The organism is Streptomyces sp. NPDC050315 (genome assembly GCF_040655775.1).
Lineage (GTDB): Bacteria > Actinomycetota > Actinomycetes > Streptomycetales > Streptomycetaceae > Streptomyces.
The window spans coordinates 154,010-174,205 of the sequence record NZ_JBFAKN010000005.1 but is presented as its reverse complement, the minus strand read 5'-3'; the positions used below and the strand labels follow the sequence as shown (position 1 = coordinate 174,205).

The 20,196-nt window shown below is 73.1% G+C and carries 19 protein-coding genes and 1 tRNA gene; 11 read left to right on the top strand and 9 right to left on the bottom strand.

Features of this window, described 5'->3' with window-relative positions; translation table 11 throughout:
• The first annotated feature begins 53 nt into the window (after window positions 1–53).
• Window positions 54–2,843 carry a helix-hairpin-helix domain-containing protein gene (locus AB0I82_RS19670; RefSeq protein WP_363258574.1) on the top strand — a complete coding sequence of 930 codons (2,790 nt, stop codon included), beginning with the start codon at window positions 54–56 and terminating at the stop codon, window positions 2,841–2,843.
• A gap of 156 nt (window positions 2,844–2,999) precedes the next feature.
• Here the strand turns inward: AB0I82_RS19670 and AB0I82_RS19665 are convergent, their stop codons facing one another.
• Window positions 3,000–3,869 (bottom strand): hypothetical protein, encoded by an 870-nt coding sequence (locus tag AB0I82_RS19665; RefSeq protein WP_363258573.1) that lies wholly within the window; start codon window positions 3,867–3,869, stop codon window positions 3,000–3,002.
• Between the two features lie 47 nt (window positions 3,870–3,916).
• Here AB0I82_RS19665 and AB0I82_RS19660 point away from each other — a divergent pair, with 47 nt between their 5' ends.
• Window positions 3,917–4,105 (top strand): DUF5703 family protein, encoded by a 189-nt coding sequence (locus AB0I82_RS19660; RefSeq protein WP_030252120.1) that lies wholly within the window; start codon window positions 3,917–3,919, stop codon window positions 4,103–4,105.
• Between the two features lie 238 nt (window positions 4,106–4,343).
• Here the strand turns inward: AB0I82_RS19660 and AB0I82_RS19655 are convergent, their stop codons facing one another.
• From AB0I82_RS19655 to AB0I82_RS19645, 3 genes are all read right to left on the bottom strand, one after another.
• Window positions 4,344–5,180 carry a chaplin gene (locus AB0I82_RS19655; protein WP_363258572.1) on the bottom strand — a complete coding sequence of 279 codons (837 nt, stop codon included), beginning with the start codon at window positions 5,178–5,180 and terminating at the stop codon, window positions 4,344–4,346.
• Between the two features lie 171 nt (window positions 5,181–5,351).
• The gene (chpH, locus tag AB0I82_RS19650) at window positions 5,352–5,585 is read right to left on the bottom strand and encodes a chaplin ChpH (protein WP_031063609.1); all 234 of its coding nucleotides are present in this window, start codon (window positions 5,583–5,585) and stop codon (window positions 5,352–5,354) included.
• A gap of 198 nt (window positions 5,586–5,783) precedes the next feature.
• Window positions 5,784–7,130, bottom strand: coding sequence for a M20/M25/M40 family metallo-hydrolase (locus AB0I82_RS19645; RefSeq protein ID WP_363258571.1), 1,347 nt, complete (start codon window positions 7,128–7,130; stop codon window positions 5,784–5,786).
• 250 nt (window positions 7,131–7,380) lie between these two features.
• Here AB0I82_RS19645 and AB0I82_RS19640 point away from each other — a divergent pair.
• Both AB0I82_RS19640 and AB0I82_RS19635 read left to right on the top strand, forming a co-directional pair.
• Window positions 7,381–7,465 (top strand) — tRNA-Leu (locus AB0I82_RS19640).
• A gap of 163 nt (window positions 7,466–7,628) precedes the next feature.
• A complete protein-coding gene (locus AB0I82_RS19635; RefSeq protein ID WP_363258570.1) occupies window positions 7,629–8,333 on the top strand; it encodes an HAD family hydrolase in 705 nt (234 codons plus the stop codon).
• A gap of 71 nt (window positions 8,334–8,404) precedes the next feature.
• Here AB0I82_RS19635 and AB0I82_RS19630 read toward each other — a convergent pair whose 3' ends face one another.
• Window positions 8,405–10,045, bottom strand: a complete 1,641-nt coding sequence (locus AB0I82_RS19630; protein WP_363258569.1) for an ABC-F family ATP-binding cassette domain-containing protein — start codon at window positions 10,043–10,045, stop codon at window positions 8,405–8,407.
• A 407-nt stretch (window positions 10,046–10,452) separates the two neighbouring features.
• Window positions 10,453–11,853 carry a cytochrome P450 gene (locus tag AB0I82_RS19625; RefSeq protein ID WP_363258568.1) on the bottom strand — a complete coding sequence of 467 codons (1,401 nt, stop codon included), beginning with the start codon at window positions 11,851–11,853 and terminating at the stop codon, window positions 10,453–10,455.
• A 102-nt stretch (window positions 11,854–11,955) separates the two neighbouring features.
• Between AB0I82_RS19625 and AB0I82_RS19620 the strand changes: the two genes are divergently transcribed.
• A complete protein-coding gene (locus AB0I82_RS19620) occupies window positions 11,956–12,357 on the top strand; it encodes a hypothetical protein (RefSeq protein ID WP_031063603.1) in 402 nt (133 codons plus the stop codon).
• On the opposite strand, the gene AB0I82_RS19615 is transcribed toward AB0I82_RS19620, so the two are convergent.
• The gene (locus tag AB0I82_RS19615; RefSeq protein ID WP_363258567.1) at window positions 12,335–13,915 is read right to left on the bottom strand and encodes an APC family permease; all 1,581 of its coding nucleotides are present in this window, start codon (window positions 13,913–13,915) and stop codon (window positions 12,335–12,337) included. The two genes, AB0I82_RS19620 and AB0I82_RS19615, sit on opposite strands and share 23 nt — an antisense overlap.
• 30 nt (window positions 13,916–13,945) lie before the next feature.
• On the bottom strand, window positions 13,946–14,935 hold the full coding sequence (locus AB0I82_RS19610; RefSeq protein WP_363258566.1) for a hypothetical protein: 990 nt from the start codon (window positions 14,933–14,935) through the stop codon (window positions 13,946–13,948).
• A gap of 322 nt (window positions 14,936–15,257) precedes the next feature.
• Between AB0I82_RS19610 and AB0I82_RS19605 the strand changes: the two genes are divergently transcribed.
• The 5 genes from AB0I82_RS19605 to AB0I82_RS19585 all read left to right on the top strand — a co-directional run bounded on the left by AB0I82_RS19605 (window position 15,258) and on the right by AB0I82_RS19585 (window position 18,121).
• A complete protein-coding gene (locus AB0I82_RS19605) occupies window positions 15,258–15,920 on the top strand; it encodes a TetR family transcriptional regulator (RefSeq protein WP_363258565.1) in 663 nt (220 codons plus the stop codon).
• A complete protein-coding gene (locus tag AB0I82_RS19600) occupies window positions 15,917–16,681 on the top strand; it encodes a glucose 1-dehydrogenase (RefSeq protein ID WP_363258564.1) in 765 nt (254 codons plus the stop codon). The genes AB0I82_RS19605 and AB0I82_RS19600 overlap by 4 nt, the downstream gene beginning before the upstream one ends.
• Window positions 16,682–16,724: 43 nt before the next feature.
• Window positions 16,725–17,291: an NUDIX domain-containing protein gene (locus AB0I82_RS19595; protein ID WP_363258563.1), complete on the top strand. Its 567-nt coding sequence runs from the start codon at window positions 16,725–16,727 to the stop codon at window positions 17,289–17,291.
• 10 nt (window positions 17,292–17,301) lie between these two features.
• The gene (locus tag AB0I82_RS19590) at window positions 17,302–17,712 is read left to right on the top strand and encodes a DUF202 domain-containing protein (RefSeq protein WP_363258562.1); all 411 of its coding nucleotides are present in this window, start codon (window positions 17,302–17,304) and stop codon (window positions 17,710–17,712) included.
• 67 nt (window positions 17,713–17,779) lie between these two features.
• Entirely contained in the window at window positions 17,780–18,121 is a 342-nt protein-coding gene (locus tag AB0I82_RS19585) for a DUF202 domain-containing protein (protein ID WP_363258561.1), read from the top strand.
• Window positions 18,122–18,152: 31 nt separating this feature from the next.
• On the opposite strand, the gene AB0I82_RS19580 is transcribed toward AB0I82_RS19585, so the two are convergent.
• Window positions 18,153–18,968 carry an alpha/beta hydrolase gene (locus AB0I82_RS19580; protein ID WP_363258560.1) on the bottom strand — a complete coding sequence of 272 codons (816 nt, stop codon included), beginning with the start codon at window positions 18,966–18,968 and terminating at the stop codon, window positions 18,153–18,155.
• A gap of 183 nt (window positions 18,969–19,151) precedes the next feature.
• Here AB0I82_RS19580 and AB0I82_RS19575 point away from each other — a divergent pair, with 183 nt between their 5' ends.
• Window positions 19,152–20,192 carry a phosphotransferase family protein gene (locus AB0I82_RS19575; protein ID WP_363258559.1) on the top strand — a complete coding sequence of 347 codons (1,041 nt, stop codon included), beginning with the start codon at window positions 19,152–19,154 and terminating at the stop codon, window positions 20,190–20,192.
• Window positions 20,193–20,196: the final 4 nt, after the last annotated feature.

The following is a 20,196-nucleotide window of genomic DNA, read 5'->3' as shown; positions in this document are numbered from 1 at the left end:
CCCCCGCCCCTACCGAGGCCCCGGAGCCAATGGGTCCGGCGGGGGATGGCGGCTTGCGGCCCGAGGGCGAGGACGTGGGTCCGGCGTCCGCTGGTGGTGCGGGTCCGGCGTCCGCTGGTGGTGCGGCCGGTACGGGCGGTAGTGCGGCGGGTGCTGAGGCCGGTGCGGGCGCCGGTGCCGGGGCCGGTGCGGCCGGTGGCGGTGCGGCCGGGGGCAGGGCCTCGGCTGCCGCGCTGGCGGCCGCCGTGCGGGCCGTGGAGAGCGGCGAGCGGTCGGCGGCGTCCTTCTTCAACGAGACACCGCGCGGCCCGGCTCCGACGCCCCGGGACGCGGCGGGCACGGCGGCTCCGGGTGCCTCGGGGGCACCCGGCGCTCCGGCCGGTGGAGCCGCAGCGGCGGCTAGGGGCGGACAGTCCGGTGCCGCTCCTGGGGGCCGCCCGGCGGCGGCCGGCGCAACGCCACCGGCCGGGCAGAGCCCCGGTACGGCTGCGGGTGCGGGTGCGGCTGCCGGGCCTGGAGCCGTACGGGGCGCCGACGGACCGGCACGCGCGGACGGCGGGCCGGCGGGTGGCGCGTACGGTCCCGGCGCGGCTTCTGGCGGCGGGCACGGGCCGAGCGGCGGCCCGCAGGGGGCGCGGCCGGGCGGCCAGCAGGGCCCCAGTGCGCAGGGCCCCGGTCCGCAGGGGCCTGGGGCGCAGGCTCCCAGCCCGCAGGCCACCGCGGGGCGGGAGGCGCTGAGCGGGCCGCTCGCCCCCGGTATCGGCGGGGCGCGCCAGGTCCTCGCGGCGGGCGGCGCTCCCGAGGCGCTGGCCGAGAAGGCCGTACGGGCGCTCGGCGAGCAGGCCGGTGAGACGCTGCGCGAGGACCCCTGGCGGCTTCTGGCCGTCGCGGGCGTGCGGCTGGAGCAGGCCGACACGTTCGCCCGCGCCCTGCTCGGCCCCGAGTGCGGCCCGGGCGACGAGCGCCGTGGCCAGGCCCTGATCGGCTGGCTGCTGGAGCAGGCGGCGCTGGCGGGCCACTCGGCGCTGGAGGCCGGTGCCCTGCGCGCCGCGCTGGCGGCCCGGGCCGTTCCGGACCCGGACGAGGCCCTGCAGACGGCGATCGCCGAGGGCGAGGTGCTGGTGTTCCAGGACGCCCTGGACGACCCGTCGGCACCGCCGCGCCCGGCGGACGCCGAGGACGACGAGGAGCGGCCCGTCCGGCTCCTGTTCGGCCTCGACCGCTTCGCGATGGCCGAGGAGAGCGTCGCGGACGGTCTCTCCCGCCTGCTCAACACCTTCGAGCCGGTCCCGGAGACGGACGCGGAAGCGGCCGGCGGGTCCCCCGCGGAGGGCCCGGACGCGCCCGCATCCGCCGACGCCGAAGCGCCCCCGGAGGGGGACGCAGAGGCAGCCGCCGAGGTGGACGTGGACCTGACAGCGGAAGCCGGTACCGACACCGCGGAAGCCGGTACCGACACGGATGCCGCCACCACGGACACCACCGCTCCCGACACCGCTCCTGACACCACGGCCCCCATCGCCCCCCGCCCGCCGCAGGTCTCGGCCGCCCGCTGGGAGGCCATCGCCGCGGCCGCGCCCTCGTCCTCCGCCGGGGAGCTGATCCGGGCCGCCGCGCACAGCGGCCTGGTCGCGCACACCGGCGGCGAGGCCGCCCGCGCCGAGCCCGCCGCACTGATCGCCGCCGCCCGCGCGCTCGGCCTGCGGGCCGTCGGCGCCACGCATACCGCGGACGGCCGCCGCCGGCTCGCCGACCTGGTCGCCGAAGCCACCGCGCACTACGACACCTCCGGCGTGCCGACGGCGCCCACCCCCGCGGCAGCCGCCGGGCAGCCCGGCCCCACCGCAGCCACCGGCCAGCCCACCCCCGGGCACCCCGCCGCCGTCACGCTCGGCGGGCTGCTGGCCGGTCGCGAAGGCCCCGGCCGGGACGCGGACGGCTCCCTCGCCCTCGACCTGCTCGTCGTGCTCGACGCGCCGCAGCTGGACCTGGAGACCGCCGCGCTGCTCATCGAGTCGCTGGCCGACGGCACCCGCCTCGTGCTCAGCGGCGACCCCGGCGTGCTGTGGTCCGCCGGCCCCGGCCGGCTCTTCGCCGACCTGCTCGCCGCCCGCTGCTGCCCGCAGGTGGCCTCCCGTACGCCCGACTTCGGCCCCATCGGCGAGCTGGTCTCCGGCATCGGCATCGGCGAGCTGACGGAGGTCGAGGCGCCGGAGAAGGAGGTCGTGATAGTGCCGGTGCGGGACGCCGGCGAGGCGGTGCACCGTACGGTCCAGCTGGTCGCCGATTCGGTACCGCGCGCGATCGGCGTACCGACGGCGGAAACGCAGGTCATCACCGTGGGGCACGGCGGCGCCGCGGGCACCCGCGCGCTCAACGCCGCGCTCAAGGAGCGGCTCAACCCCGGCCCGGGCCGGTTCGGCGGCTTCGACCCCGGCGACCGGGTGGCGTACAGCCCGGCTCCCGGCCGTACGGTGCCGGGGCAGGTCACCGGCGCGGACGCGGACGGGCTGCACCTGGACTGCGGCGGCGCCCCTGTCGTCGTGCCCCGTGACGAGGTGGCGGGCGGCGCGCTGCGGCACGGCTGGGCGCTCACCGCCCACCAGGCCGCGGGAATGCGCTGGCCCGCGGCCGTGGTCGTGGTGCCGGGCGACGCGGCCCCGGGACTGACCCGCGCCTGGGTCTACACCGCCTTCGGACGCGGCGAGCGCCATCTGTCCGTGGTCCAGGGCGCCGACCAGGCACTCCCCCGCGCGGTCGCCGAAATCCCGGCCAAGGAGCGCACGACCCGCCTGCGCACCCTGCTCAACGTGCAGCAGGCCGAGTGGCAGGCAGAGGGGTAGTGAGCCCGCCGCCCTGGAGCCCCGTCGCGGCGAGGCTCCAGGGCACACAGGACTGCCGGTCTTGAGCCCGGCCCGGGGCCCGGCCCGCTCCAGGGCGCACAGGACTGCTGGTCTCAGGCCGGTCCCGGTCCGGTCCCGGGGCCCGGCCCGCGGCCCTCAGCGCTCCCGGTCCATGACCTCCAGCTCGGGGTCGGCCGCGCTCCCGCCCCGGCCGTTCCCGTTGCCCCGCCGGGCTCCGTTCGCGCCCTTGCCCCCCTCCGCGTCCACGTCCTCGTCGTCCTCGACGTCCGCCACGTCTTCGTCGTCCTCGTCGTCCGCTACATCCTCGACGTCCTCGTCCGACTCGTCCTCCTCCGACTCGTCCACGAAGTCCAGTTCTTCGTCGAAGACGGAGCTGACGTCGAAGCGGCAGACGACGCGCTGCGGGTCGGCCTGTTCGAAGGGGGCGGCGAGCCATTCGCCCGGCTCCGGCGGTTCCTCCGCGGCCGCCACCCACAGCGTGGAGTCGCCCTCCTCCAGGCCGAACTCCTTGTGCCGGGAGGCGATCTCGTCCGGCTCGTACTCCCCGAAGAGCACGCCGAGCGCCGCGTGCACGCTGCTGCCGACCACGGCGGCCGCCGCGTTCCCGCCGGGCCTGGACGGGCTCTGCGCGGCGCCCGGTTCCGTGGCCGAGCCGGGGTCGAGATCGGCAATGCGCTGCGCCTGCGACAGCAGCCGCTGCGGCTCCACGACGGTGTAGTCCCGGCGGATCAGCACGCTGAGCGCGCTCGGCTCCTCGGGCCCCGCGTACGCGGGCAGCCCGTCGCTGCCGGGGATCTCGAACGGCGTGACCTCGTCGTAGGTGTCGTAGAGCAGCTCGTCGTACGCCTCGGCCGCCGCGGCCAGCTCGTCGAACGCGGCGTAAACGGCGGCATCGTCCTCGCCCGAGCGGCGTTCCACCGCGTCGAGGTGACGGTCCAGCGCGGCTTTGACCGCCTCGGCGGCGGCACGTACCTCGGCAGCGGAGGGCTGCGCAGCATCAGACATAGTGCAGACGCTATCCGTACCCGGGCCGGTCCCGCACAATAGATGCGATGCCGGAATATGAATTCTGCGATGTGTATGTGCCGCGGGGGGTCTCCCGCAAGGCCGCCACACGCCTGCTGACAGACCACGCCGAGTACGGACACTGGGAGTTGGACCGCCTCCGCCTGAACCCGGACGGCAGCCGCAAGGTGCGGCTACGCCGCCGGATCATCCGCCAGATTCGCGCGACCTGGTGACACGGGCCCGTACGTGGGTCGATGACGCCCCGACCGCCGGGTCGGACGGGGCGTGAAAGGCGCCCCGCCCCGGAAGACCGTGGGCGGGGCAGCATCGTAAAGCGCAGACTTTCCTCCGGTTTTGTGCCGCTTCGCGGAATTACCCGATCCGGGAACCAGCTACCTGCCGTCCCTTGCAGAACGGCCGAATCCTCACGCGCGGCGGCCGATAATCGCCCCTCGGCGACACCCCTCCCGGCTAGCCCCGCGCCCCTCCCGCCGTACGGGCCTTGCGGTACACGAGGACGCCCGCGCCGAGCAGGGCCGCGCCGGCCGGGAGGAGCACACCCACCGGGCCCGTGCCCGTCTGCGCCAGCTGTTCGTCCGCGGCGGGCGGGGCGTCGGCCGCGGGCGTGGTGGCGATCTCCTCGTGCCCGCGCGGCGGGGTCTGCGGGTGCAGATCCGAGCCCTCGTCGCTACCCGGCGGCGTCGACCCCGGTCCACCCGAACCACCCGGCTCGTGCGACGGAGGCCTCGTGTCGTCGCCCCCCGGCGGCTGGGACGGGCTCGGCGACTCCGGGCCGCCCGGAGATTCCGGCTCGCCCGGCGACCCCGGACCGCCCGGCGACCCCGGACCGCCCGGGGACTCCGGCTCGCCAGGACGGGACGGCGCGTCGCCACATTCGGCGCCCGTGGCGGAGTTGAGCGCGCCCACGACGCTCGCGCTGTTCCCACAGGCGTTGATCGGGATGTCCACGGACACCTGCACGCTGTTCCCCGAGCCGACGCCCGGGGAATCGTGGGTGCCGCCCTTCGCCCCGGCGCTCGGGCCGGAGCCGTGCGATCCGCCACCGGAGCCGTTCCCGCAGCTGTTCCCCGAAGCCGGGTTGAGCAGGCCGACGACATTTACCGTGTTCCCGCACGCATTGACCGGGACATGGACCGGGACCTGGACCGAATTTCCCGACAACGCCCCCGGTGAATGAGCGGCCGCGCCGCTCGTGCCCGAATCCGCGTGCGCGTAACCGCCGGAAACGGCGAGCGCACCACTCGCGGCCACCACGGTGATCAGGCTTTTTCTCGCGACCTTACGCATAGGTCGTCCCTTCCCCTTTTTGCTTTCCGAAGGGCGGACGAAGCGTGGGTCCCGTCCGCCGGGACGAACGGTCGTGGGTGTCCGTCCGTCGAAAGCCCGTCGGCCCCGGAGCGCATGGCACGCGCTGCGGGGCCGAGCGGGATCACGCCCTCATGGGGGTGATGCTCAACGTCAGTCGTTGACGCAGGTGTTGCCGAAGGCGGGGTTCAGCAGCCCGATCACAGAGACCGTGTTGCCGCAGGCGTTCACCGGAACGTGCACCGGCACCTGAACGGTGTTGCCGGAAAGGACACCGGGCGAGTTGAGGGCAGCACCCTGCGCACCCGAGTCGGCGACGGCCAGGCCCGCACCCGCGAGCATCAGACCACCAGCAGCAGCCGCAGCAGCGACGACCTTCTTGATCATTGTTCCTCCTTGTAGGCAATGCGGCCGCAAACTTCGGGCCGCACTCCATGAAACGAGGAAGATGTATTGAAGCTACGAGCCTATGGTTTCATTCACTCTTTTCAGTTAAGTGCTCACGAAAGGCTGACCCGAGTTGACGCGTGGGGTCGACGGCACTGCCCTGCGCGGCCTCCCCCCTGGTCGCCGCGCGGCATCAGCTCAGCTCAGCTCGATGAACCGGTCGAGCACCCGCGTACCGAACTTCAGGGCATCCACCGGCACCCGCTCGTCCACGCCGTGGAACATCCCCGCGAAGTCCAGCTCCGGCGGCAGCTTCAGCGGCGCGAACCCGAAGCCGCGGATGCCGAGGTTGTCGAAGTGCTTCGCGTCCGTACCGGCGGAGAGCATGTACGGCACGGCCTTCGCGATCGGGTCCTCGGCCCGCAGCGCGGTCTGCATGGCATCGACGAGGGCGCCGTCGAAGGTGGTCTCCAGCGCCTTGTCCGCGTGGATGGGCTCGCGCTTGACCCGCGGCCCGAGAATCCGGTCCAGGTCGGCGTGGAACTCCTCCTCGAACCCCGGCAGGAAGCGCCCGTCGACGTGCGCGGTGGCCTGCCCAGGGATCACGTTGACCTTGTACCCGGCGCCCAGCTGCGTCGGGTTGGCGGTGTTCCGCAGCGAGGCGCCGATGAGCTTGGCGATGCCGCCGAGCTTGGCGAGCGTCTCGTCCATGTTCTCCGGGTCGAGCTCGGTGCCCAGCGCGTCCCCGAGCTCGTCGAGGAAGTGCCGCAGCGTCTTGGTCACCCGCACCGGGAACTCGTACCGCCCCAGCCGTGCGACCGCCTCGGACAGCTCGGTGATCGCGTTGTCCTTGTGGATCATCGAACCGTGGCCGGCCGTGCCGTCCACGGTCAGCTTCATCCAGTCCATGCCCTTCTGGGCCGTCTCGACGAGGTAGAGCCGCAGGTTCTCGTTGACGGTGAACGAGAACCCGCCGACCTCGCTGATCGCCTCCGTGACGCCGTCGAACAGCTCCGGGTGCTCGCGGACGAGGTGGCCCGCTCCGTACACACCACCGGCCTCCTCGTCCGCGAGGAACGCCAGCACGATGTCCCTCGGGGGCTTACGGCCCGTACGCAGCCGGTCGCGGACGACCGCCAGCGTCATCGCGTCCATGTCCTTCATGTCGACGGCGCCGCGGCCCCACACGCACCCGTCCACGATCTCGCCCGAGAAGGGGTGGTGCGTCCAGTCCACGGCATTGGCCGGTACGACGTCCGTGTGCCCGTGGATCAGCAGCGCGGGCCGCGAGGGGTCCTCGCCCTGGATGCGGGCCACGGTGGAGGCCCGCCCCTTGTGCGACTCGAAGATCTGCGGCTCCAGCCCGACCTCGGCGAGCTTCTCCGCGACGTACTCGGCGGCCACGCGCTCCCCCGGGCCCGAGTGGTCGCCGTAGTTGCTCGTGTCCATCCGGATCAGATCGCGGCACAGATCGACGACCTCGTCCTCGCCGGTGACGGCCGGTACCGGCCTCGTCGTGTCCGGTGCGGGCTTCGACTCGCTCACGCTGCCTCCTCATGCTTCACGGCCGCGGCTCGCACCGGTACGCGCGGTCACCGCGGCGGGGTCTGCTGCCATCCTCCCTCTCCCCCGGCCCGCGCCCAAGGCCGCAATACCCCCGACACACGCTGGTCACAGGCCCGCGCCGACGCGGCCCGGAGAACCCCCCGGCCGAGCGCGTGATCGACCACCCCCAAATGTTTGCTATGGTTTTCCACGTCGGAACGGCCCAGGCGGCCCGCCCGACAGACACCTTGTCCGGGTGGCGGAATGGCAGACGCGCTAGCTTGAGGTGCTAGTGCCCTTTATCGGGCGTGGGGGTTCAAGTCCCCCCTCGGACACACAGTGCGGCGAGGGCCGGTCGGGTAGATACTCGGCCGGCCCTTCGTCATGTGCGGCGGCGGAGGCTGCGCCGTCGATAACCCCGTGCGCCGGGGTGGGTCCGGTCACTAGCCTGCGCGGGCTGGATGGACGACGGACGGCTCGGGTGCGGGAGGAACGGTGTTGGGTGGCACGGGGAAGGTTCTGATCTTTGATGCGGATGACACGCTCTGGGAGAACAACGTCATCTTCGAGCGGGTCATCGAGGAGTTCCTGGACTGGATGACGGACCCCGAGATCGGGCTGCGGCTCGGGCGGGAGGGTGTGCGTGCGGCGCTGGACGCCGTCGAGGCGGCCAATGCCGAGGTGCACGGGTACGGCAGCAAGGTGTTTCTGCGCAGCCTGGGTGAGTGCCTGGCGCAGTTGCACGGCCGGGACGCCACGGTGGAGGAACTGGCGCGGATCGCGGCCTGGGCTGCGTCGTTCGACGGCGGCTCCGTGGAGCTGATCCCCGGGGTCGCCGCCACCCTCGCCGAGCTGGCGGGGCGGCACGAGTTGCTGCTGCTGACCAAGGGCGACGCGGAGGAGCAGCGGCGGAAGGTGGACAACTCCGCGCTGGCGCACCACTTCCGCGGGGTGCACATCGTCGCGGAGAAGGACGTCGGCACCTACCGGAATCTGGCGCGGGAGTACGCGCTGACCCCGGAGTCGGCCTGGATGATCGGCAACTCCCCCAAGTCGGACATCCTCCCCGCGCGTGCCGCCGGGATGAACGCGGTGTTCATCCCGAACGACAACACGTGGGTACTGGAGCACAGCGAGCTGGACCCGGCGGACAGGAGGGTGCTGCGGCTCTCCGCCTTCACGGAGCTGCTGCACCACTTCTGAGCGCCGCCCGTCAGCGGCGCCAGTAGGCGACACCCGTCAGCGGCGCCCGCGAGCGGGTCCGTCCGGGGGCGCTACTCCGTCGGTATGCCCGGCTCCGGGGCGGGGTCCTGGGGCGGGCTGCCCAGGTCCAGCGTGCGGGTGATGCCTGCCTCTGCCAGGAATCGTTCGTCGTGACTCACCACGATCAGGGCTCCTTCGTATGCGTCGAGGGCGGTGACCAGCTGGCGCACGGACGCCAGGTCGAGGTTGTTGGTGGGCTCGTCGAGGAGCAGGAGCTGCGGTGCCGGCTCGGCGAGCATGAGGGCGGCGAGGGTCGCGCGGAAGCGCTCCCCGCCGGAGAGGGTGGCGGCCGGCTGGTCGGCGCGGGCGCCCTTGAACAGGAAGCGGGCCAGCCGGGCCCGTACGCGGTTGGGGGTGGCCTGCGGGGCGAAGCGGGCGACGTTCTCCACGACGGTCAGCCCGTCGTCGAGCACGTCCAGCCGCTGGGGCAGGAAGCGGTGCGGTACGCGGACCGTCGCCTCGCCCGCCTCCGGGGCGAGCTCCCCGGTGATCGTACGGAGCAGGGTCGTCTTGCCGGAGCCGTTGGGTCCCGTGAGGGCGAGCCGCTCGGGGCCGCGCAGCTCCAGGTCGACGCGGGTGCCGCAGCGGGTCGTGAGGCCCTGGAGCGTGAGCACGCCGCGGCCCGGCGGCACGGCGGTGTACGGCAGGTCGATGCGGATCGCGTCGTCGTCGCGGACCGCCTCGGCCGCTTCGCTGAGCCGTTCCTTGGCCTCCTTGAGCTTCTCGGTGTGCATGATCCGGTGCTTGCCCGCCGAGACCTGGGCCCGGCGCTTGCGCTCGTTCATGATGATCTTCGGCTCGCGCTTGTTGGCGGCCATCTTGTTGCCGTAGCGGACCCGGCGGGCCAGTTTGACGTGGGCGTCGGACAGCTCGCGGCGCTGGCGCTGCACGTCCGCCTCGGCGACCCGCACCATGCGCTCGGCCGCCTCCTGCTCGACGGCGAGGGCCGCTTCGTACGCGCTGAAGTTGCCGCCGTACCAGTGGACTTCCCCGGCCCGGAAGTCGGCGATCTGGTCGACCAGCTCCAGCAGCTCCCGGTCGTGGCTGACCACGATCAGCACGCCGGACCAGCGCTCGACCGCTTCGTACAGCTGAGCGCGGGCCCGGCGGTCGAGGTTGTTCGTCGGCTCGTCCAGGAGGAGCACGTCCGGGCGGCGCAGCAGCAGCGCTGCCAGCCGCAGCAGAACGGACTCGCCGCCGGACACCTCGCCCAGGGTGCGGTCCAGCTCGATGCCGTGCAGGCCGAGCTGGTCGAGGGTGGCGCGGGCGCGCTCCTCGACGTCCCAGTCGTCGCCGACGGCGGTGAAGTGGGCCTCGCTCGCGTCGCCGCCCTCGATGGCGTGCAGCGCGGCACGGGTGCGGGCGATGCCCAGTACTTCGTCGACCGGGAGGGTGGTGTCCAGGGTGAGGTTCTGCGGGAGGTAGCCGATGTCGCCGGTGGCCTTGACGCTGCCGGCGGTCGGCGTCAGCTCACCGGCGATGAGCTTCAACAGCGTTGATTTTCCTGCTCCGTTGAGGCCGATGAGGCCTGTGCGGCCGGGGCCGATGGTGAGCTGGAAGTCGTCCAGGACGGTCGTGCCGTCGGGCCAGGCGAAGGTCAGGCCGGTGCAGACGACGGACGTGGCGGGGCCGGAGCGAGAGGACATGGACATACGGGTCTCCTGGAGGCAAGGGGGTGGGCTGTTGGAGCAGCACTGGGAGACACCGCTGGAGCGGGGGACCGTGAAGGTGCCGGCCGCCGGGGATGCGTACGGAACTGCCGTACGCATCCGCGTACACCGAGGTGTACGCGGGCGGCCGGACGGCCGTCGTGGGCACGATGGCACGCCGAGGTCGGGTCACGCTGCGCTGGACCAGCGCGGTGTCTCAGGACCTCAGACGAGCAACGGCCTTCTCCAATCGACGGCAATGGGGCCGGGAAAGACGCTACGCCGAGCGCGACGAAAAAGCAAACGCTATTTTCGTCGCGTTTACGCGGAACGGTTTCCGCGCGCCCGGCGGGGCTGCGGACCGACGGCAGCCGCGGCCGCAGCCGGCCGCTGACAGCCGCTGACAGCCGCTACGCACGTGGCCGCAGTCGGACCCGCGCCGGGCCCTTGGCCTGCAGGGTGATGCCCGCGGCGACCGGCACCTCGGCATCGTCCGCCGCCTCCAGCTCGTATCCACGCAGCAGCGTCGCCAGCGCCAGCACCGACTCCAGCATCGAGAAGTGCTGGCCGATGCAGGCCCGCGGCCCGCCGCCGAACGGGAACCACGCGTACCGGTGCCGCGCGGCCACCCGCTCCGGTGTGAACCGCTCGGGGTCGAAGCGCTCCGGGTCCTCCCACAGGTCCGGGTTGCGGTGCGTCACCCAGGGGGCGACCACGACGTCCGAGCCCGCCCGGATGCGGTAGCCGCCGATCTCCGTGTCCGCGACGGCCCGGCGGCCGACCACCGGGGCGGCCGGGTAGAGCCGCATGCCCTCCTTGAGCACCCGCGTCAGATACGGCAGTCGCTCCAGGTCCGCGGCGGTGGGCGCGCGGTCGCCCAGTACCTCGTCGGCCTCCTGCCGGGCGCGCGCCTGCTCTTCCGGGTGGCGCGACAGCAGGTGCAGCGTGAAGGCCATCGAGGTGGCGGTGGTCTCGTGCCCCGCGAGGAGGAAGACCAGTACCTGGTCGCGGATCTCGGTCGCGTCCAGGCTGTCGCCCTCCTCGCTGCCGGCCTGCGCGAGAAGAGTGAGCAGGTCGTCGCCGACCGGGCCCTCGGGGGCCGCGCGGCGTTCGGCGATGATCCGGTCGCAGACCGCGTACACCTCCGCGATCGCGGCCATCGCGCGGCGGTTACCGGGGGTCGGCCACTCGCGCGGCACGTTGACCGGGGCGTACGCGCGACTCAGGGCGTAGGAGTTGATCACGGGGAAGGAGCGGTGGATGACCTCCACGGCGGCCTCGACATCGGCGCCGAAGAGGATGCGCGCCACCGTGCGCAGTGCGAGCCGGCTCATCTCGGCGACGAGGTCGACGGTCCCCCGACCGTCCCATCGTTCAACGACCGCGCCGGCCTCCTGCGCGATCGCGTCGGCGTACCCGTCCACCCTGCGCTTGGTGAAGAGCGGCTGCACCAGCCTGCGCTGCCGCAGGTAGTCGGCGTCCTGGCTGGTCAGCAGGCCGTTGCCGAAGGCGGCCCGGACCTCTTCGTAGAACGGGTTGTCCTTGCGGAAGTTCGCCGACTCCGTGGCGAGTACTTGCTGCGCGCCCTCGGCGGAGAAGACGCCGTGCAGGACCGTGCGCAGGCCGGGCGGCCCCGCCGACACCCGCACCACGTCACCGTGGTCGCGGCGGGCCCGCAGGAACGCCCCCAGGGAGTCCTGCTGCAGTTCGAACATCGACCCGAGCAGCGGCAGCCCCTTGGGTCCGGGTATGCGCGTCGCCGCACCAGAGGACGCAGCGCCGGAGCCGGTGTGCGTATCAATGTCAGTCATGCCAGCGGTCCTACCCCAAAGGCCCCCGTGTCACCGCGAGTTGATGGCCACACCCGTGCGCCCTCCGGAGCGGCGCAGGCACCCCCGTACGATGGACGGGTGATCAATAAGCGTTCCCGCCGCCCCGCCGCCCAGGCCGCCTCCTGCCGTGTCACGGTGTGCCGCGGCTGCTGCTGCGGTGACGCGGGCAAGATTCCCGGTGTCGACCACGCGGGCCAGATCCCGCGGCTGCGCGCGGCCCTGGACGGCGCGGCCCCCGTGCGCGCTTCGGAGTGCCTGGACGTCTGCGACCAGGCGAACGTGGTCGTGGTCCAGCCGTCGCCCGAGGGGCGCGCGGCGGGTGGCCGTCCCGTATGGCTGGGGCTGGTCAACGACGACGACGCGCTGGCGGACATCGCCGCGTGGATCCGGGCGGGCGGCCCGGGTATCGCCGAGCCGCCCGGCATCCTGGACCTCTACGCCATCAAGGTCTCCCGCCGCGTCAGCGCGTCCCTGGAGGGCTGAGGAGGCCGCTCCCCGGCCCGCGTCCCGGCTCCGCGTCCGGCGCCCCGTCGGCGGCCGCCTTCTCCAGCTGGAACGCCTCGTTGCCCAGGCCGATCCGGGCATGCACTCCGGGGCGGGTGGCGCGCAGCACGCGCCCGTACACGAGCCCCACGACCGCCGCGAGGCCGATGAGAGCCGGCAGCAGCCAGCTCAGCGCCGAGCCCGTACCGGCGCCGACCAGGACGCCGAAGTCCTTGACCGCGTAGACCAGGACGACCAGCAGGGCGAGCCCGGCGACGGCGGCGGCGGTGAGCCGCCCGGCCTGGGCGCGGCCGGCGCCGCGGCGTACGAAGAAGGCGATGACCGCGGCGCATGCGGTGGCCATCAGAGCGATGACCCCGAGGGCGCCGAGGTTGCCGCCCCAGGTGAAGAGCTTCAGTACCGGGGTGGTGGGGTCGCCCGTAGGGGCGCGATCGGCGACGGCGAACGCCACGACGACGAGCAGCGAGACGACGGTCTGCAGGAACGACCCGAGGGCCGGCGCGCCGCTGGCCTTCGAAGTACGGCCGAGCGCTGCGGGCAGCAGACCCTCGCGGCCCATGGCGAAGGCGTAGCGGGCCACGACGTTGTGGAAGCTGAGCATCGAGGCGAAGATGCCGGTCACGAAGAAGACGTGCAGGACGTCGGTGAAGAGGCCGCCGAGGCGGGGCTCGGCGAGCGCGAAGATCAGGCCGGGGCCCTCCTTGCCCGCGGTGGCCACGACGTTGGCGGGGCCGGTGGCCACGCCGATCAGCCAGGAGCTGAGGGCGAAGAAGACCGCGGAGAAGCCGACGGCGAGGAACATCACGCGGGCCACGACGGTCCCCGGCCGGCTGGTCTCCTCCGCGTACACCGGGGCCTGTTCGAAGCCGAGGAAGCCGGCGACGGCGAAGCACAGGGCCGTACCGAGGCCCGCGCCCCCGAGGGTCGTGGGGTCGAAGGCGTGCAGGGACAGGCCCTGCGGTCCGGGCTGCGCGGCGAAGGCGAGGTCGAAGACCACGATGAGGGCGACCTCTATGAGAAGCAGGACGCCCAGCACCTTCGCGTTGAGGTCGATCTTCAGGGCACCGAGGGCGCCGACGAGCAGGACGGCCAGTACTGCAGGGACCCACCACACGACGGTGATGCCGAAGAACGCGCCCAGTAGGGCGGCGAATTCGAAGCCGAAGATGCCGTAGATGCCGACCTGGAGGGCGCTGTAGGCGGCGAGCGCCACGAAGGACGCGGCGGTGCCCGCGGTGCCGCCCAGGCCCCTGGCGATGTACGCGTAGAAGGCACCGGCATTGTGCACGTGCCGGCTCATCTCGGCGTATCCGACGCTGAACAGCGCCATCACCACGCCGAGGATGACGAACAGCAGCGGCTGCCCGACGATGCCCATGACCTGGTACGTGGTCACCATGACGCCGGCCACGGCCATCAGCGGGGCGCTGGCGGCCAGTACGGACAGCAGGAGGCCGGGGGTGCCGATGCGGCCGGCGCGCAGGGCGCGTTCCTGCCCCTTGAAGGTGCTGATCTCGTGCGTACTGCCGGTGGGCATGGCGGAACGGTCCTTTCGGGGACGGCGGGATCAGGTGGCGCGCAGGGCCAGGTCGCGGGCGGCCCGGAAGGCGCGCGCCGGGTCGCGGTCGGGATAGCCCCAGGGCTCTGCGGTGACGTGCGGGCCGATGCGGTGGAAGAGGGCGGCGGCCTCGGCGAGCCGCCCTTCGCAGTACTTGGCGTGGGCGAGGAAGTTCAGGTCGACCATGCCGCGCGGGTGGCCGGTGGCGCCCCCGCCCTCATGGGCGCCCACGTTGGCGCCCTCCCACTCCAGCCACCAGTCGAAGGCGGCCTTCATGGCCTGGCGGGCGCGGCGGGTGGCCCAGTGACCGGACGCGGCGGGGTCGGCGGGCTCCAGCCCCGCGGCGGCCAGGACGCGGTAGCGCTCGGCGTGGGCGACGACGGGCAGGACTGCGAGCGGGGAGTCGGCGGGGGCCTGCTCGGCGGCCCAGGCGGCGAAGTCGTAGACCTGGTGCAGCGGGTCGTCGGCGTCGCCAGACTGGTGTTCGGCGAGGCAGGCGGCCATGAGGTGGTGGGCGTGGTGGTGGCCCGGATGCCGGGCGCGCACCTGGTCGAAGGCGTGCTCGCGCGCATCGGGGGTGCCGGTGGTGCGCGCCAGGAGGAGCATCGCGAGCCAGGGGGTGGGGTCGGCGGGCGCCATCCCGGCGGCGGCCAGGCAGCGCTCGCGGGCGGCCTCGGCGGCCTCCTTGCCGCGCAGTACGCGGTGGACCGCGGCGGCCGCGACGAAGGCGGCGGCGTCGGGGCTGTCGGGCTCGGCGAGCTGCCATTCGCGGGCCCAGACGGCGCCTGTCCTGGCGGCGCCGAGGACGAGCAGACGGTGGCCGCGGCGGTCCCAGTCGGTGCCGGTCGCGGCGAGCAGGTCCCGGGCGGCGGTCCAGCGGCCCTGTGCGAGCGCGTCGAGGCTCGCGGCGAGCTCGGCGTCGTCGAGCGCGGGACGGACTCCGGAGGGGGCCTTGCGGCGGGCGCGCCCCAGAGGTGGGGGTGGGGGCGGTGGAGTCATACCAGGGGTCTCTCCACGGCGCTCTTCCCTCCGGCGCCCCGCCCAGGGGCAGGCATGTGCAGGTTCGATGAACGGATCGACACGGGGTGATCACAGACAGCAAAGCGGCAGCGGTGGTTCCCGTCAACCCCGTTCGGTGGACCGGGGTGCCGCCAACGCCCTGACCAGCACGGGCCGTTCGGAAGATCGCGTAAGACCGACGCCCCTCGTAGGACCGACGGCCCCTTCGCCACGGAGAGACGACGCGTCCGCGATACAGAGGCGGCGCATCCGCCACGAAGAGGCATGGCTTTTTAATAATGGCCAGCATTAACATGGCGTCATGGCGAGGACCTCAGGGTCGGAGACCCGGGAGAAACTGATCCGCGCCGCGGAGGAGATCTTCGCGGCGCAGGGCGTCGACGGCGCCCAGACCCGCGACATCGTGCGGCTGGCCGGCCAAGGAAACCCTTCGGCGGTGCAGTACCACTTCGGCTCCCGCGCGGGCCTGCTGGACGCGGTGATGGCCGGCCGGCTGGCGCGTACGGAGGCGGCGCTCGCGCCCCTCCTGGAGGCGCTGCCCGAGCCGTCCCTCGAAGAGCTGATCGACGCGCTCGTCACGGCCGAGGCGACGCAGCTGACCGACATACGGGGGCTGCGCTGCCTGCGGATCTCCGCACAGCTCAGCCACGAGAGCGGCATCCGTACGCGGACGCCGCACCCGACGCTCGCGGGCACCGCCTACTGGCAGCTGATCGAACAGATCGAGCGCTCTCTTACGGCCGACGGGCTGCCCGAGGCGATCCGGCTGGAGCGCACGGACCTCGCACTGACGCTGATCGGCGCGGCGCTCTCGGACCGGGCCCGGCAGTACCTCGACGGCGCACGCCCGCTCACCACGGAGGCCGTCTTCCTCGCCGACCTCGTCACGACAACGGTGGCGCTGCTGCGCGCCCCCGCACCGGAGCGGGGACGCCCCGCTCCCCGACACAGGAGTGCACGATGACCGATCTGACCGGTAAGACCATTCTCGTCACCGGTGGCGCGCGCGGGCTGGGCGGCGAGGCGGCGAAGCAGGCCGTGGAGGCCGGCGCGAACGTCGTACTCACCGATGTCCTGGCGGAGGACGGCGAGGCGACGGCAGCGGCGTTGGGCGACCGGGCCCGCTTCCAGCCCCACGACGTGACGTCCGAGGCGGACTGGCAGCGCGTGGCGGACTTCGCGGTCGCCGAGTTCGGCGGGCTCGACGGGCTGGTCAACAACGCGGGCATAGCCACCGGCCAGCCGCTGGAGACCCTGTCGGTCGACTTCTTCCGCAAGGTGCTCGACGTCAATCTCACCGGTGTCTTCATCGGCATGAAGACGGTCATTCCGCTGATGCGGCAGCGCGGCGCGGGCTCCATCGTGAACATCTCCTCGGCGGCCGGCCTGATGGGCCTGGCCATGACCGGCGGCTACGGCGCCTCCAAGTGGGGCGTGCGCGGCCTCTCGAAGGTGGCCGCCGTGGAGCTGGGTACGGACCGCATCCGCGTCAACTCCGTGCACCCGGGCATGACCTACACCCCGATGACGGCAGGCGTCGGCATCCAGAAGGGCGAGGGCAACTACCCCAACACCCCGATGGGCCGGGTCGGCGAGCCGCACGAGATCGCGAGCGCGGTGGTGTACCTGCTCTCCGACGCGGCCTCCTATGTGACCGGCGCGGAGCTGGCGGTGGACGGCGGCTGGACCACCGGGCCGACGGTGAAGTACGTCATGGGGCAGTGACCTGTGCGTGAGGGCGAGGCAGGCCGTCTGATTGCATGACCCCATGACCGATCAGCAGCCGGAGCAGCCGGCTTCTCCGCAGCCGCTCAGCGCGGACGAGATCCTCGACATCGTGGACGAGAACGATCAGGTCGTGGGGCAGGCGCCACGCGGCGAGGCGTACGCCCGCCGGCTGCGGCACCGCTCCACCTTCATCCTGGTCCGCGACGACCAGGACCGGATCTTCGTGCACCGCCGCACCGCACAGAAGCTCATCTTCCCCTCGCACTACGACATGTGGGTCGGCGGCGTGGTCGGCGCGGGTGAGTCGTACGACGAGGCGGCGCTGCGCGAGGCCGAGGAGGAGCTCGGCGTCTCCGGGCTGCCCCGCCCCGTACCGCTGTTCAAGTTCCTCTACGAGGCGCCCGAGCACACGTGGTGGTCGGCGCTCTACGAGGTGCGCTGCACGCTGCCGGTGAACCCGCAGGTGGAGGAGGTCGCATGGCACACGTTCCTCACGGACGAGGAACTGGAGCGTCGGCTGCCGGAGTGGGAGTGGGTGCCGGACGGCCTGGAGGCGTTCCGGCGGCTGCGGGACTGGGAAGCCGCGGGGCGGCCGGCCGCCGGATAAGGTGCGAAACATGATCTTCACGGACCGGATGCGGGCGCTCGGCGGCGACCTGCGCCTGTGGTTCGCGCCCGCGCGGATCCGCAACGAGGGCTCCACCCCCGACTACCGCTTCTCGCTCGCCAACGAGCGCACGTTCCTGGCCTGGCTGCGCACGGCGTTCGCGCTGATCGGCGGCGGCTTCGCGGTCGACCAGTTCCTGCCGTCGCTGCACGAGACGGTGCGCACGGTCTTCACCGTGGCGCTGCTCGCGGGCGGCGCGCTGTGCGCCGTGCGCTCGGTCAGCCACTGGGTGCGCTGCGAGCGGGCCATGCGCCGCGGCGAGGACCTGCCGACCTCCCGCTTCCCCTCCCTGCTGGGCGCGGGCGTCGGCCTCCTGGCGGTGGCCATCGCGGTGGTCGTACTCCTGGGCTGGACACGCTGATGCCGACCGGTACGGGCCTCATGACGGCCGGTACGGAGCCGCTGACGGCCGGTACGGGAGGCTGACGGTGTCCAGTACGGAAGAGGGCGCGCCCCCCGTCCGGGACCCCGGGCTGCAGCCCGAGCGGACCCGGATGGCGTGGCGGCGCACGACGCTGGCCTGCGCGGTGGCCGTGGTACTGGCCTGGCGCCAGGTCCTGCTCACCCAGCCCACCGGAACGGAGGTCGTCCTCGTCGCCCTCCTGGTCCTCGCCGGCCTCGCCTTCCTCACCGCAGCACACAGCCGCATGCACACCCTGGCCGCACCCCCGTCGGCGGGCCCGCCGCGCACGATGAACGCCCGCACGGCCCTACTGGCGACGGCCTGCACGCTGGTACTGGTGGGGCTGGGCACAGCAATCGTGCTGTAGACCCGGCCCCGGGCGGCCGCGGCGCGTCCCCTCAGAACCCGAAAACCCTCTTCGCCGTCTCGCGGATCGCCGCGACCAGTACCTCCGGCGCGGCGGAGTTCGCGCCGTGGCCCTGGCCCGCGAGCGTCACCACGCGGGAGTCCGGCAGGACGGCCGCCAGGTCGGCCACCCGTTCGTGCAGATGCGGGAAGCTGAGCTCGCCCTGGACGAGGGTCACCGGCAGGGTGAGGGCGCGGTAGCGGTCCACCCCGAGGCCGAGCGCGTCGATGATCTCGTCCTCGACGATCTGCGCCTCCGCGTGCGTGGCGATGAGCGCCTGCACGCGGGGGTCCGTCAGCATCTGCTCGATCGCGTCGTCGGGCAGGCCCGTGATCGCGCGGGAGTGGATGCGTATCGCGTCGGTCGGGTCGCCGGCGTCCAGCGCGGCGCGGGCGCGCGGGCCGGCCTCGCCCACGAGGAGCGCGCGGGTGGGTATCGGCGGGTCGTACGCGAACACGCCCGCGAACGGGGCCGGTTCGCGCAGCGCGGTCTCCAGCGCCACGACGGCGCCCGATGAGTGGCCGACGAGCAGCACCGGCCCGTCCTCCTGGAGCAGCCCGGCGACCGCCAGTACGTCGGCCGCCTCGACCGCCATCGAGTGCGTACGGCCGATGCGCACGCCGGGCTCGTAGATCCGGCGCCGGATGCGGACGACCCGGAAGTGGTCGGTGAGGAGGCCGGCGACCTCGTCCCAGGAGGAGGGGCCCCGGCCGCCCGGGTGGACGACGAGCACCGTGGGTCCGTCACCCCCGTCGTCGAGAGCGGAGATCGGGACGCCGTCCGGGGCGAGCGCGCGCAGTTCGGTCATGGCCCGATGATCCTTGTCACGGTCCGTCACCGCACCCCATTTTCCGCCGGGCCGCAGCCCCCGTGTGACGCGCGGAACACCCCTCCTCCGTAACCCGTTCTCTCCGCCCTCTGGACGCCATACCGACTAGTCGGCATGATCGTGGACGGTCCCACTCCACCGGTCTGCACATGGAGGCGCACGATGAGCAAGGACAATCCGCCCGGCCTCGACCTGGGGCGGCTCCGCGCCCATCTGGACCGGGAGTGCCCGGGCCTGGTGGCGGGCCCGCTGAGCGCCGAGCTGGTCCAGGGCGGCCGGTCCAACCTCACCTACCGCGTCACCGACGGCACAGGGCGCTGGGTCGTCCGCCGCCCGCCGCTCGGCCATGTCCTGGCCACCGCGCACGACATGGCCCGCGAACACCGTGTCATCAGCGCGCTGCACGATACCCGGGTACCAGTGCCGGAAACGCTCGCGCTCTGCCAGGACGAGGAGGTCATCGGGGCGCCGTTCTATGTGATGGAGCTCGTGGACGGCACTCCGTACCGTACGGCCGAGCAGCTGCGGCCGCTCGGCCCCGAGCGCACCCGCGACATCGTCCTCCGCCTCGTCGACACCCTCGTCGACCTGCACGCCGTCGACCCGGATTCGGTGGGCCTGGGCGACTTCGGGCGGCCCGACGGCTTCCTGGAGCGGCAGCTGCGCCGCTGGGGCAAGCAGCTCGCCGCGTCCCGCAACCGCGATCTGCCCGGTATCGACGAACTCCACGAGGCGCTCGGCAGGAAGCTGCCCGACTCCCCCGCGCCCGCGATCGTGCACGGCGACTACCGCCTGGACAACGTCCTGGTCGGCGCGGACGACCGGATCGCCGCGGTACTGGACTGGGAGATGTCCACGCTCGGCGACCCGCTCACCGACCTGGGCCTGCTGGCCATGTACAGCGAGCAGGAGGAGTCCCCCGACTCGCCCGTCACCACGACCCGCAGCGCCCCGGGCCACCCCGAACCGGGCGAGCTGATCGAGCGGTACGCGGCCGGGTCCGGGCGCGATGTCTCGCAGGTCGCCTGGTACACCGCGTTCGCGTATTTCAAACTCGCGGTGATCCTGGAGGGCATCCACTACCGCTACACGCTCGGGCAGACCGTCGGTGCCGGCTTCGACCGGATCGGCGAGGTCGTGCCGCGCTTCATCGAGAACGGCCGCCGCACTCTTTCCACCCTGTCCCCCGTGAAGGAAGGCTGAGCAC

What these genes read in the sequence shown, in the direction of transcription:
- AB0I82_RS19665 (WP_363258573.1), bottom strand. Translation starts at nt 3,869, where the DNA reads ATGTCTGATGCTGCGCAGCCCTCCGCTGCCGAGGTACGTGCCGCCGCC.
- AB0I82_RS19660 (WP_030252120.1), top strand. Translation starts at nt 3,917, where the DNA reads ATGCCGGAATATGAATTCTGCGATGTGTATGTGCCGCGGGGGGTCTCC.
- AB0I82_RS19655 (WP_363258572.1), bottom strand. Translation starts at nt 5,180, where the DNA reads ATGCGTAAGGTCGCGAGAAAAAGCCTGATCACCGTGGTGGCCGCGAGT.
- chpH (WP_031063609.1), bottom strand. Translation starts at nt 5,585, where the DNA reads ATGATCAAGAAGGTCGTCGCTGCTGCGGCTGCTGCTGGTGGTCTGATG.
- AB0I82_RS19630 (WP_363258569.1), bottom strand. Translation starts at nt 10,045, where the DNA reads ATGTCCATGTCCTCTCGCTCCGGCCCCGCCACGTCCGTCGTCTGCACC.
- AB0I82_RS19625 (WP_363258568.1), bottom strand. Translation starts at nt 11,853, where the DNA reads ATGACTGACATTGATACGCACACCGGCTCCGGCGCTGCGTCCTCTGGT.
- AB0I82_RS19615 (WP_363258567.1), bottom strand. Translation starts at nt 13,915, where the DNA reads ATGCCCACCGGCAGTACGCACGAGATCAGCACCTTCAAGGGGCAGGAA.
- AB0I82_RS19610 (WP_363258566.1), bottom strand. Translation starts at nt 14,935, where the DNA reads ATGACTCCACCGCCCCCACCCCCACCTCTGGGGCGCGCCCGCCGCAAG.
- AB0I82_RS19605 (WP_363258565.1), top strand. Translation starts at nt 15,258, where the DNA reads ATGGCGAGGACCTCAGGGTCGGAGACCCGGGAGAAACTGATCCGCGCC.
- AB0I82_RS19600 (WP_363258564.1), top strand. Translation starts at nt 15,917, where the DNA reads ATGACCGATCTGACCGGTAAGACCATTCTCGTCACCGGTGGCGCGCGC.
- AB0I82_RS19595 (WP_363258563.1), top strand. Translation starts at nt 16,725, where the DNA reads ATGACCGATCAGCAGCCGGAGCAGCCGGCTTCTCCGCAGCCGCTCAGC.
- AB0I82_RS19590 (WP_363258562.1), top strand. Translation starts at nt 17,302, where the DNA reads ATGATCTTCACGGACCGGATGCGGGCGCTCGGCGGCGACCTGCGCCTG.
- AB0I82_RS19580 (WP_363258560.1), bottom strand. Translation starts at nt 18,968, where the DNA reads ATGACCGAACTGCGCGCGCTCGCCCCGGACGGCGTCCCGATCTCCGCT.
- AB0I82_RS19575 (WP_363258559.1), top strand. Translation starts at nt 19,152, where the DNA reads ATGAGCAAGGACAATCCGCCCGGCCTCGACCTGGGGCGGCTCCGCGCC.